We start from the raw sequence: 12,204 nt of genomic DNA on the forward strand, positions 1-12,204 counted from the left end.
CGGAAGGACGACATGACGGCCTCCTCCGAGGATCCGACGGCGGAGGCCGCCACGGCCCGGCCCGACCGGACCGACGCCGCGTCACTGCCTCTGCCACGCCGGTCGAGGGGTCCCTCGGCGATCGCCGAGGCGGCTGCGGCGCTGGGGTCCGCTGCCACCTCCGAACCCGAGGCTGTGCCTGACCCCGAGTCCGTGCCCCCGCCGCCCATGTCCGCGGCGGCGGCCGAGTTCGCGGCACTCACCGGGACCACGCCGGGCACCGCGGCGCCCGGTATCCGTACCGGGGACACGGCTGACCACCGCGCCGATGTCACAGCCGCTCCGAGCCGGTCCGTGCCGCTCCTCGTGCGGTACCGCAAGATGCTGCTGGCGGCTGCCGTCGGCACCGGCGTCGGCGTCCTGCTGGTCGGCTCCGTGTTCCTCGTGAGCGGCGGCGATGACAGCAAGGGGCGTCCGGCGGCGGCCGGTACCGGATCGGACACGGTCCCGGACAGCGGGGAGAACCCGGCCGCACCTGGCTCCGCCTCGCCGTCAGGTGGATCCTCCGCGCTGGAAGCCAACGCCACGAACGTCACGGAGAGTCCCGGCGGGCAGCCGACCCCGGGCGGCAGTTCACCGGCATCGGGCGACAACACCGGCGATACGACGCCCACGTCGAAGGGCGACACCGAGAACGGCGGGGCGCAGACCGGGAGTTCGCCCGGGGAATCCGCGACGGCTGTCGACTCCGGAGACGCCGACACCGACGTGGTCGAGGGCGTGCTGATCCGGAGCCACTCCTCGGACCGCTGCATCGACGTGAGCGGAGGCAGTTCGACGGACCACACCCGCCTACAGATCTGGGACTGCACGGGCGCCGCCCGCCAGCAGTGGCAGTTCTCGTCGGACGGGACCGTCCGCGCCCTGGGCAAGTGCATGGACGTGGACGGCGGTTCACGGGAGGACGGCGCGTGGATCAAGCTCGTCACCTGCAACGGCACCGGGGCCCAGCGGTTCCGGCTCAACGCCGCGCACGACCTGGTCAACATCCAGGCCGACAAGTGCGTCGACGTCACCGACCAGGGGACCGGCAACGGCTCGGAACTGCAACTGTGGAGCTGCACCGGCGGGGACAACCAGAAATGGAGCACCGGCTGAGGGCCCGTCCGCTGAACCCCAGGGCTTGCGCTTCTCGCCGGTCAGCTCCACGACGAGGGTGTCGGGCAGGCGGCGGCAGCGGGTCTTGGGGGTCAACTCGGCCTCCCTGCACAGCAGTTCGCGTGCGCTCACGACTCCGTGGTCGACGACCCCGTACGGCTGGGTCTGCCAAGGGGTCGGCATCTGCCGGCAGATGAGGGCTGCGGCGAGCAGGCCCGTCGCGTCCGGTGTGCTCGGTGCTGTCGGTCGCGCGCTGCCGGGTCCCGTTTCCTCGGGCCGCACCTCGCTGACGCATCACCAGCTCGCCGACGGAGGCCCTCAGGTGATCGACGCCGCGATGGACGACGCCGTACACGCGAAGGGCGTCTGCCCAGGAGTCTTCCCGGGCAGACCCCCCTCCCGCCAGGCCCCTGGAAGAAGCCGGCCCCTGCCAGAAGCCAAGCCGCCGCCTCCTCAGGGCAGGATCGAGTCGACGTATCCACCATCGACCCGCAGAGCCCCGCCCGTTGTGGCCGAAGCCTGGTCGGAGCTGAGGTACACGACCATGTTGGCGATCTCCTCGGGCTCGATCAGCCGTTGCAGGAGGGACTGCGGCCGGTGCTTCCGCATGAACTCGCGCTGGGCCTCGTCCCAGGGCAGGTCGCGGTCGACGAGTTCGTAGACGAAGTCCTCGACGCCGCCCGTGTGAGTGGGTCCGGCGATGACCGAGTTGACCGTCACGCCCGTGCCCGCCGCCTGCTTCGCGAAGCCTCGGCCGACGGCGAGGAGCGCGGTCTTGGACATGCCGTAGTGGATCATCTCGGCCGGGATGACGATCGCCGAGTCGCTGGCGATGTACTGGATCCGGCCCCAGCCGCGCTCCGTCATACCCGGCAGATACATGCGGGTCAGCCGTACCGCGGCCAGCACGTTCACCTCGAAGTAGCGCCGCCACTCCTCGTCGCTGATCTCCAGCGGGTCCGCGGAGCCGAAGATGCCGAGGTTGTTGACGAGGATGTCCACGTCCGGCAGCGCCTCCAGGACGCGTTGTGCGCCCTCCTCGTTCGCCACGTCGGCGGCCACCGGTACGAAGGAGGCACCCGGCACCTCCGCCGCCAGCCGCGCCACGGCCTCCTCGACCCGCCGCTCGTCCCGGCCGTTCACCCCCACGCGGGCGCCGGAGCGTGCGAGCCCGGCGGCGATCGCCGCGCCGATGCCCTGCGTCGAGCCCGTCACCAGGGCGGTGCGTCCCGTCAGGTCGATCTGCATGTGGAACCAGTCCCCTTGCGTGTTGTACGTGTGGCCGTCCTGCGCGTCTGTATGTCTGCCGTCAGCCTCGCCGGAGGCCGATCGGGTCGCCACTCCGGCCGATCTCATGCACGCGCCTCACCGCTTTCCGGAGAGGAACGGTGAATTCGGAAAATGGCGGGCGGTCATATGCCCCTATCGCGCTCGCCGAATCGCAGCGGTCTCGCGTCGAGTCGCCCGTCGGCGTGCTGCGGCTATCACCCCTCTCTCTTCCGGGGAGAGGAGATCCATGAGTTTCTCGTTGTTGACCCAGTCGTTCAGAAGGGCATGAGAACCTCCCAGACTCAGGGAGTACGCCCACATACTTCGCCCTTGTCGCGTTCCGTTCCATTCGGTTGCCCAGCTGAGCAGGTGATCTGTTCGCTGCTCCGGCGTGAACCTCATAACTCGCATGCCCGTCACCTTTCCATGGTTACGAGAAGGTCTGTTCTCCATCAGCCCTGTAGACGGGACCGAGAAGAAGGAGGTTCACGGACGGCTCAGAATCCGGTGAGCGTCATTTTGCCGACGGCGGAGCCGGACTCCAGGATTCGATGCGCCTCGCGCAGATGGGCGGCGTTGATCGCGCCGAGGTCCCGGGTGGCTGTGGTGCGCAGGGCGCCCGCGTCGACGAGCCGGGCGATCTCGCCGAGGATGTGGTGCTGCGCCGCCTGGTCCGGGGTCCGGTACAGCGAGCGGGTGAACATGAGCTCCCAGTGGAACGAGATGCTCTTCGACTTCAGCAGGCCGATCTCCACGGGACCGAAGTCGTCGATGGCGACCAGCCGGCCGAACGGCTTCAGGATGTCGGCGTACGCGGCGAGGTTCCGGTCCGTGCCGACGGTGCTGAAGATGTGGTCCACCCCGCCGGGCGCCACCTCGGTCACCTGTGCCGGCAGCGGGCGATGGTGGTCGACCACATGCGTCACGCCCATCCGGCGGGCGAACTCGACGGTCTCCGGGCGTGAGGCGGTGCCGATCACGGTCAGGCCGGTGAGGGCTCGCGCCAGCTGGGCCACCATGGCTCCCACACCGCCCGCCGCCGCGGTCACCAGGAGCGTGCCGGTCTGTTCCGGAGCGCCCTCGCGCAGGCCCAGGCGTTCGAACAGGCCCTCCCAGGCGGTCAGGGAGGTCAGCGGCAGCGCCGCCGCCTCGGTGAAGGAGAGCGTGGCGGGCTTCCGGCCGACGATGCGCTCGTCGACGGTGTGGAAGCGTGCGTTCGTGCCCGGCCGGTCGATCGCGCCGGCGTAGAAGACCTCGTCGCCGACCTCGAACAACTCCACCAGCTCACCGACCGCGACGACCGTGCCGGCGGCGTCCCAGCCGAGCACCTTGGGTTCGCCGCCCGGGTCGTTGCTCTGCCGGACCTTGTGGTCCACGGGGTTGACCGCGACCGCCTCCACCTGGACCAGCAGATCGTGCGGACCCGGCTGCGGTACGGGCAGCTCGACGTCCACGAGGCTCTCGTCGTCATCGATCGGCAGGCTCTTGCGGTAGGCGACGGCAGGCATCGTCGTCGTCTTCCAGGTCTCACTCATGATGGATCTCCTCGACGTGTGGGGTGGGCCGACGAGGGGCGGCGGCCATGGCCGCAAGGTATCCACTGGGGGGTAGTAACCTTCAAGGGAGCTTACTTCCCATGGGGAAGTGTCCAGGTGGGGTCAGTCGGAGTCGGGGAACCGGTCGATGTTCTGCTCGACCCAGGTACGCAGATGGGCGAGAGGTGCGCAGGCGTCCTTGCCGAGCGGGGTCAGGCTGTATTCGACACGGGGAGGTACCTCGGCGTAGATCCGGCGGTTGATCAGGCCGTGGTCCTCCAGGCGGCGCAGCGTCTGGGTGAGGACCTTCGGGCTCACGCCCTGTAGTTGGCCGCGCAGTGCTCCGAAGCGCCTCGGTCCGTCCTCGAGCGCACCCAGGGCGAGAGCGCTCCACTTGTTGGCGAGCAGATCCAGCATGTCGCGGCAGGGGCAGGCGGCCGCGTAGACGCTCTTGGGGTCGTCGCAGAGGTCCGATGTCGTCGTCATCCAGCGATAGTACCCATTGGGTACCGGCACCCTCGGCGTCCCCTGTCGGAGCGACCGGAGGCGCTATTGCGAGGTGGGCAGGTGCGGGGAGCGAAGTACGAGCAGGGTGATCTCGCTGGGGGCGAAGACGCGGAAGGGCGGGCCCCAGAAGCCGGTGCCGCGGCTGGTGTAGAGGAGGGTGCGGGTGCCGTGGCTGCTCAGGCCGGCGACGGCGGGCTGGTCTATGCGGACCAGGTGGTGGAAGGGCCAGATCTGGCCGCCGTGGGTGTGGCCGGAGAGCTGGAGGTCGATGCCGTCGGCTGCCGCCCGGTCGATGAACTTGGGCTGGTGGGCGAGGAGCAGGACGGGCAGGTCGGGGTCGGCGCCGTTCAGGGCTCCGGCGAGGTGGGCTCCTTGGCCCGGCAGGCCGGAGGACTCGGCGGTGACGTCGTCCACGCCGGCGACCACGAGGGTGTCGCCTCCGCGTTCGAGCAGCAGATGGCGGTTGCGCAGCGGCTCCCAGCCCAGCTCGTCCATCAGGTCGACCCAGCCCTGGGCCTCGCTGTAGTACTCGTGGTTGCCGGTGACGTAGACCCGGGCCCGGGTGGCCCGCACGGTACCGAGCGGGACGGCCTGGGCGCGGCGTCGTTCGGCCGTGCCGTCCGCGATGTCGCCGGTGTGGCAGACCAGGTCGGCTTCCAGGGTGTTCACCGTCTCGCACACCCGCTCCGACCAGCGGGCGCGGTCGAGGGGGCCGTAGTGGGTGTCGGTGATGAGGGCGACACGGAGGCCGTCCAGCCCGGCACCCAGCCGGGGGAGTTGCACGTCGAGGCGGCGCACGCGCGGCACGCGGCGGGCTTCGGCGTACCCCCAGGCGAGCAGGAGGGCGGTGGTGCCGAGGACGGCCCAGGTGACGATCCGGGCGCGGTCCTGGCTCTCACCGACGCCGGTCACGGTCAGGGTGAGCCGCAAGAGGATGCCGAGCAGGACGGACCAGGTGAACAGGACCCAGCCGGCGCCCAGCAGGGTGTCACCGACGATCGCCGCCCGGTCCTGCTGGCGTCGGCCGTGGCCGCGCCCCATCGCGAGCGGCATCACGACGAGGCCGAGGGCGGACAGGGCGGTGCCGATCAGCGTGACGGGCAGCGGCCAGTGCTGGCCGGTGTACAGGAGCACCCAGCAGGGCACGGCCCACAGCAGGACGGGTGCGATCAGGGGGAGGTAGCGCATCAGGCGGTGCAGTCGGCTCTGCCGCGGAGCCTGCGTCTCGCTGTCGGCGGGTCGGGTGTCGCTGGTGTCGGTCACGGTTCCCCTCTCTGACCGGGCTGCCGTCCCGCGCACTGTATCCGGTCGACCTCGGGCCGCCCGGAGGGGCGTTCATAGGTGCGGTTCCGTGGGGCGAGGGGTTCTCCGCGGGAGGGCGGGACTCCGCGAAGGGCTCCGGGTCTGACGGCCGGTCGACCGGTCACCTGGCGATCGGGGTGCTCACGGACCTGGTCTCCAGCGGATTCGGGGCCCCTGAGCCTTCGGCCAGGGCTCCGACCGGCAGACGGTTCTCCGTGGGAGGGCGGGACTCCGCGAAGGGCTCCGGGTCTGACGGCCGGTCGACCGGTCGCCTGGCGATCGGGGTGCTCACGGACCTGGTCTCCAGCGGATTCGGGGACCCCGGAGCCCTCGGCCAGGGCTCCGACCGGAAGACCGCGGGCACGCGCGGTCACTCCCACACCACCACATTGCGCCGCACCGGCACCGTCGAGGGCCCGCTCGCGAACAGTTCCGGTGAGTGTGCGCGGATGCGCTCGATGTCGCTGAAGACGGCCCGCAGATGGGTGCGCATGGCGGCGCGGGCGAGCGCGACATCACCGGCGACGACCGCGTCGTAGATCTCGCGGTGCTGGACGGCGAACACGGCCGGCGACACGTTCTCATGCAGGCCGAGCCGCCTGGCCCGGTCGAGGTGCCCCTTGGCCGCGGCGACGTTGGTCCACACGTTGCCGTGGCCGCTCAGCCGCATCAGGCCCTGATGGAAGGCCTCGTCCAGCTCGAAGAACTCCTCCAGGTCGAGATCCGCGCGCTGCTGCCGGTCCAGGTTCTCGCGCAGTTCCCGGTCGACCGCGGGGTCGAGCTCCGCGGGGAGATCGTCCAGTGAGGCGAGTTCGACGGCCTCCCGCAGGAACTGCGCGTCGGCGACCTGCGCCGGGTCCACCCGGGAGACGAACGACCCGATCTTCGGGAAGACCTGCACCAGCCCCTCCTGGGACAGCAGGATCAGGCTCTCCCGCACCGGTGTCCGGCTCACGCCCAGAGACGCCGCGAGTTCGTTCTCCGACAGGGCGGCGCCCGGGGCGAGTTCGAGGGTCAGGACCATCTGACGCAGTTTCAGATAGATCTCGCGTCGACTCGTGCGGTCCCGTTTCGGTTGAGCCATGGGGCCATCGTATCGGTGGGTGCGCGCCCGTGAGCTGCGGAGCCCGCGGTGGGGCAGGGGGCGTAAAAACGTGGCGACACGACCATTGCAACTTCACGACACATGCTTGTATACAAGTACTGGCCGACAAGTCGTACGCACCCTCGAAGGAGAGTCACCCGTGAGCAAGATCGAGCGCGTCGACGTGTTCGTCGCCTCTCCGGGGCGCACGTTCGTCACGCTGCGCATCACCACCACGGACGGCGTGACCGGCCTCGGTGACGCCACGCTGAACGGCCGTGAGCTGGCCGTCGCCAGTTATCTGCGCGATCACGTGGTCCCCCTGCTGATCGGCAAGGACCCCGCCCGTATCGAGGACATGTGGCAGTACCTCTACAAAGGCGCCTACTGGCGGCGTGGACCGGTCACCATGACCGCGATCGCCGCCGTCGACACCGCGCTCTGGGACATCAAGGGGAGGATGGCGGGGCTACCCGTCTACCAGCTCCTCGGCGGCCGGTCCCGGGACGGTGTCCTGGTCTACTCGCACGCCAGCGGCACGGATGTGCCGTCGCTGCTGGACGACGTCGAGCGTTACCTGGAGCTGGGCTACAAGGCCGTCCGCGCCCAGGCCGCCGTGCCCGACGTCGGCGGCACCTACGGCGTCCGCAAGGGCAAGGTCTACGAACCGGCCGCGACCGAACTGCCCGACGAGCAACCGTGGGACACCGAGGCCTACTTGGGGTTCGCCCCCACCTATCTGGAAGCCGTCCGGGAACGCTTCGGCTTCGGCTTCCACCTCCTGCACGACGTCCACCACCGGCTCACCCCGATCGAGGCCGCCCGCTTCGGCAAGAGCGTCGAGGAGTGCCGGCTGTTCTGGATGGAGGACCCGACCCCGGCCGAGAACCAGGAGGCGTTCCGGCTCATCCGGCAGCACACCACGACCCCGATCGCGGTCGGCGAGGTGATGAACTCGATCTGGGACGTCAAGGACCTGATCACCGAGCAGCTCATCGACTACGTCCGCACCACCGTCGTCCACGCGGGCGGCATCACCCACCTGCGGCGGATCTTCGACCTCGCCGCGCTGTACCAGGTGCGGACCGGTTCGCACGGCGCGACCGACCTCTCTCCCGTCAGCATGGCGGCGGCCGTGCACCTCGACATCGCCGTGCCGAACTTCGGCATCCAGGAACACATGGGTCACCCCGACGAGGCCGCCGAGGTCTTCCGCACCGGCGTGACGTTCTCCGCCGGCATGCTCCACCCGTCCGAGGAGCCGGGCCTGGGCGTCGAGTACGACGAGAAAGCGGCGGAGCGCTTCCCGTACCAACAGCGCTATCTCCCGGTCGCGCGCCGCCTCGACGGGTCGGTGCACGACTGGTGAGCGCGCGACCGAACCCTACGAAGCCGCTGAGCCGTACGACGCCGCTCGCCCCGCAGGCCAGGCCCGCGGTCGACCCCGCCGAACTGCGCACCCGCGTGGTCCACTTCGGACTCGGCGCCTTCCACCGCGCCCACCAGGCGGTCTACACCGAGAACGCCGCCGCCCGCTCCGGCGAGCCCTGGGGCATCACCGCCGTAGCGCCCCGCTCGGCGGACACCGTACGCGCCCTGCGGGCCCAGGACTGCCTGTACTCGCTCACCGAGCGTCGTCCGGAGGGCCCGCGCACCCGGGTTGTCGGCGCGGTGGTCGACGCGCTGGCCATGCGCCCCGACGCGAAGGCCGTCGACGCCCTGCTGGCCGATCCTGAGGTGACGGTGGTGACGCTCACCGTGACCGAGAAGGGCTACCACCGTCTCGCGTCCACGGGCGGGCTGGACACGGCCGCCGTCGCCGCCGACCTCGTCGCGGACCCCGACGGGCCGCTCACCACCGTGCTCGGGCGGCTGGCCGCCGGGCTGGCGGCGCGGATCCGGGCGGGCGGTGCGCCGATCAGCGTCGTGTCCTGCGACAACATGGCGGACAACGGCGCCGTGTTGAGCCGGGTCGTACGGGAGTTCGTCCGCGCGTCCGACTGGCCCGACCGGGACCGGATCCTGCGCCGGATCGCCGAGACCGTCGCCTTCCCCGCGACGGTGGTCGACCGGATCGTGCCCGCGGTGAGCGAGGCCGACCGGGTGGCCGCGGCGACCGCACTCGGCGTACGCGACGAGCTGCCCGTGACGGCCGAGCCGTACCGGCAGTGGGTGCTGGAGGACTCCTTCGCGGCGCCCCGCCCGCCGTGGGAACGGGACGGCGCCCTGTTCGTCAGGGATGTGTCGCCGTATCAGCTCACGAAGCTGTGGCTGCTGAACGGCTCCCACTCGGCGCTCGCGTACCTGGGGACGGCAGCGGGCCGCACCACCGTCGCCGACACCATGGCGACCGACTGGGGCGAGCGTCTCGTCCGTGCGCTGTGCGCGGAGGTCGCCCCCACCCTCCCGGCGGACGGCCCCGATCCGAGCGTGTACGCCGACGACGTCGTCGTACGTTTCCGCAATCCCGCGATGCACCACCTGCTGCGGCAGATCGGCTCCGACGGATCCCTGAAGATCCCGGAGCGCTGGCTGCCCGCCCTGCGCACGCTGCGCGCCCGGGGCACCAGCGCCCCGGTACTCGAACTCGCCCTCGCCGCCTGGGCGTTCGGCACCCGCCCACCCGGCACGTTCACCGACCCCGCGGCCGACACCTTCGCCGCCTGCTGGGACCCGGGCACCACCCCCGTGGAGACGGTCCGCGCACTGTTGCGCGCCCTCGGCGCGACGGACCTGGCCGACGACGACCCACTCACCACCGCGATCGCCGGCCGACTGCCCGCCCTCCATGCCGGACGCATCGAGATCTGAGCCCCGCCCCGCCCGTCCCCCGTCCCGTCCCCGACCCGCGTCCCCAACACGGCATACGAACAACGGAGTTCACGATGCACGACAGCCCCACCCTCGCGGAGACCGCTCACCCCGCTCGGCGAACCACACGCGATCTCACCAAGGCCGCCGTCTCCGGCTGGCTCGGTACGGCCATGGAGTTCATGGACTTCCAGCTGTACTCGCTGGCAGCCGCGATCGTCTTCAACAAGATCTTCTTCCCGGACGTCAGCCCCGCGATCGGACTGATAGCCGCGATGGCGACCTACGGCGTCGGCTACGTCGCCCGGCTCGCCGGTGCCATCTACTTCGGGCGGATGGGCGACCGGATCGGCCGCAAGAAGGTCCTCGTCATCACGATCCTGCTGATGGGCGCGTCCACCACCCTCATCGGCGCCCTGCCCACCTACGCCACGATCGGCATCCTCGCGCCGAGCCTGCTCGTCCTGCTGCGGCTGATCCAGGGCTTCGGCGCCGGTGCGGAGATCGCCGGGGCCACCGTGCTGCTCGCCGAGTACGCCCCCGTACGCAGGCGCGGCCTGATCGCCTCGCTGGTGTCGCTCGGCACGAACTCCGGAACTCTCGCCGCCTCCGGGCTGTGGGCCATCCTGATCGGCGTACTCAGCGAGGACCAACTCCTCTCCTGGGGCTGGCGGTTGCCGTTCCTGCTGAGCTTCGTCCTCATGCTCTTCGCGGTCTGGCTGCGCGGCGGCCTCAAGGAGAGCCCGGTCTTCGAGGAACGCCCCGACGTCGTCGACGGTGTGGCGATGGACCGCGGCGAGGTCGAGTCCACGATCGCCGCCGTCTCCGACGTCGACGAGCACCGGAGCAGCGTCCTCGCGGCGGGCATCCGCCAGCGCAAGGGCAGGGCGTTCTTCCTCGCGCTGGGGCTGCGCCTCGGCCAGGCGGGCAACTCCGGGCTGATCCAGACGTTCCTGGTCGGCTACATCGCCACCAACCTCTCGGTCGGACGTTCCATCCCCACGGACGCGATCGTCTACGGCTCACTCCTCGGCTTCGCCACCGTGCCGGCGGTGGGCATGCTCGGCGACCGCTTCGGACGCCGCCCGCTCTACATGGCGCTCTCCCTGCTGACCGTCGTCATGGCCTTCCCGGTGATGTTCCTCATCACGTCCGGCTCCACCCCCGCGCTGATGCTCGGCATGGTCCTCGGTCTGAACATCGGCGTCCTCGGCCTCTTCTCGCTGGAGAGCGTGACGATGGCCGAACTCTTCGGCTCCCGCACCCGGTTCACCCAGCTCGCGCTCGCCAAGGAGATCGGCGGCATCCTCACCACCGCGATCGGCCCGGTCCTCGCGGCCTCGCTCACCGCCGTCACCGGCAGCTGGTGGCCCATCGCGGTGATGCTCGTCGTCTACTCGCTCATCACCTTCGTCAGCGCGTTCCTGGCACCCGAGACACGGGGACGCGACCTGGTCCGGCTGGAGGACGCCGTATGAGTTCGTGCCGTACCAGTTCATGCCGTATGAGGGCGGTCGTGGTGCACGGCCCCGGCGACGTACGCGTCGACGAACGGGCCCGGCCGGTGCCGGGCGCCGACGAGGTGCTGCTCGCCCTGGAGTGGGGCGGGATCTGCGGATCCGACATCGCGTACTGGAAGAACGGGGCGTCCGGCACCGCCTCCCTGTCGCACCCGCTGGTGCTCGGCCACGAGGTCGCGGGCCGGATCGCCGCACTCGGCGACGGGGTCACCGGTCTGCACGAGGGACAGCAGGTCACCGTCCACCCGGCCCAGTTGGTCGGCGACGGCGTCCTGCCGGACCGGATCGCCGGACGCACCAACCTCTACCCGCACATCCGCTACTTCGGCTCGGCGGCCTTCGACCCGCACACCGACGGCGGGTTCAGTGAATACCGTACGGTCCGCGCGGCCCAGGTCAGACCACTGCCGGACGGCGTCGACACCCAACAGGGCGCCCTGGCCGAACCGTTGGCCGTCGCCCTGCACGCCGTGGGCCGGGTCCCGGCGCTGCGCGGCCGGACGGTCCTGGTCAACGGTGCAGGACCGATCGGCTCGCTGGTCGTGGCCGCCGCCAGACACCACGGGGCGGGCACAGTCATAGCCGCCGACCTATCTCCTTCCTCCCTCGCCGTCGCCCGCGCGATGGGCGCCGACGAGACCCGCGACATCTCCCGCGGCGAGGGTCTGCCCGAGGACGTGGACGTGGTCTTCGAGACGTCCGGCGCCCCCTCCGCGCTCGGCCCGGTCCTACGGGCCACAGCTCGCGGCGGCACGCTCGTCCAGGTCGGCAACCTCCCCGGTACGGCGGTCTCCGCCGCCCTCGGTGACCTGGTGACCCGCGAGATCACCTGGATCGGCTCCTACCGCTTCGTCGAGGAGATCGACGACGCCCTGCTCGCGCTGCGGGACGGTCTGGACGTGACACCGGTGATCACCCACCGCTTCCCGCTGGAACGGGCGGAGGAGGCACTGGCCGTCGCGGCCGACCCGGGCAGCGGGAGCAGCAAGGTGATGCTCCGCCTGACCGCCACCTGACCACCCGTCCCCTCCCGAGAACC

10 protein-coding genes are annotated in these 12,204 nt (G+C 70.8%); 5 read left to right on the forward strand and 5 right to left on the reverse strand.

The genetic code is table 11. The features are described from left to right. Positions 1 to 12 precede the first annotated feature (12 nt). Complete coding sequence (locus OG787_RS43410) at positions 13 to 1,137, forward strand: ricin-type beta-trefoil lectin domain protein (protein ID WP_405538969.1); 1,125 nt, start codon at positions 13 to 15, stop codon at positions 1,135 to 1,137. Between the two features lie 453 nt (positions 1,138 to 1,590). Here the strand turns inward: OG787_RS43410 and OG787_RS43415 are convergent, their stop codons facing one another. The 5 genes from OG787_RS43415 to OG787_RS43435 form a co-directional block, all read right to left on the reverse strand. Then, entirely contained in the window at positions 1,591 to 2,385 is a 795-nt protein-coding gene (locus OG787_RS43415; protein ID WP_369030115.1) for an SDR family NAD(P)-dependent oxidoreductase, read from the reverse strand. Positions 2,386 to 2,903: 518 nt separating this feature from the next. Then, positions 2,904 to 3,941, reverse strand: a complete 1,038-nt coding sequence (locus tag OG787_RS43420) for a zinc-binding alcohol dehydrogenase family protein (RefSeq protein WP_369030085.1) — start codon at positions 3,939 to 3,941, stop codon at positions 2,904 to 2,906. A 123-nt stretch (positions 3,942 to 4,064) separates the two neighbouring features. Then, a complete protein-coding gene (locus OG787_RS43425; protein ID WP_405538970.1) occupies positions 4,065 to 4,427 on the reverse strand; it encodes a winged helix-turn-helix transcriptional regulator in 363 nt (120 codons plus the stop codon). A 63-nt stretch (positions 4,428 to 4,490) separates the two neighbouring features. Beyond that, a complete protein-coding gene (locus tag OG787_RS43430; RefSeq protein ID WP_405538971.1) occupies positions 4,491 to 5,711 on the reverse strand; it encodes a metallophosphoesterase in 1,221 nt (406 codons plus the stop codon). 409 nt (positions 5,712 to 6,120) lie between these two features. Next, positions 6,121 to 6,834, reverse strand: coding sequence for a GntR family transcriptional regulator (locus OG787_RS43435; protein ID WP_369030082.1), 714 nt, complete (start codon positions 6,832 to 6,834; stop codon positions 6,121 to 6,123). Positions 6,835 to 6,994: 160 nt separating this feature from the next. Here OG787_RS43435 and manD point away from each other — a divergent pair, with 160 nt between their 5' ends. The 4 genes from manD to OG787_RS43455 all read left to right on the forward strand — a co-directional run bounded on the left by manD (position 6,995) and on the right by OG787_RS43455 (position 12,181). Beyond that, entirely contained in the window at positions 6,995 to 8,203 is a 1,209-nt protein-coding gene (manD, locus tag OG787_RS43440; RefSeq protein ID WP_405538972.1) for a D-mannonate dehydratase ManD, read from the forward strand. Continuing rightward, positions 8,200 to 9,645, forward strand: a complete 1,446-nt coding sequence (locus OG787_RS43445; protein ID WP_405538973.1) for a mannitol dehydrogenase family protein — start codon at positions 8,200 to 8,202, stop codon at positions 9,643 to 9,645. The genes manD and OG787_RS43445 overlap by 4 nt, the downstream gene beginning before the upstream one ends. A gap of 74 nt (positions 9,646 to 9,719) precedes the next feature. Beyond that, the gene (locus OG787_RS43450) at positions 9,720 to 11,123 is read left to right on the forward strand and encodes an MFS transporter (protein ID WP_369030079.1); all 1,404 of its coding nucleotides are present in this window, start codon (positions 9,720 to 9,722) and stop codon (positions 11,121 to 11,123) included. 26 nt (positions 11,124 to 11,149) lie between these two features. Then, positions 11,150 to 12,181, forward strand: coding sequence for an L-idonate 5-dehydrogenase (locus OG787_RS43455; protein WP_405538974.1), 1,032 nt, complete (start codon positions 11,150 to 11,152; stop codon positions 12,179 to 12,181). Positions 12,182 to 12,204: the final 23 nt, after the last annotated feature.

Source organism: Streptomyces sp. NBC_00075, assembly GCF_045041225.1.
GTDB classification, from domain to species: Bacteria; Actinomycetota; Actinomycetes; order Streptomycetales; family Streptomycetaceae; genus Streptomyces; species Streptomyces adonidis.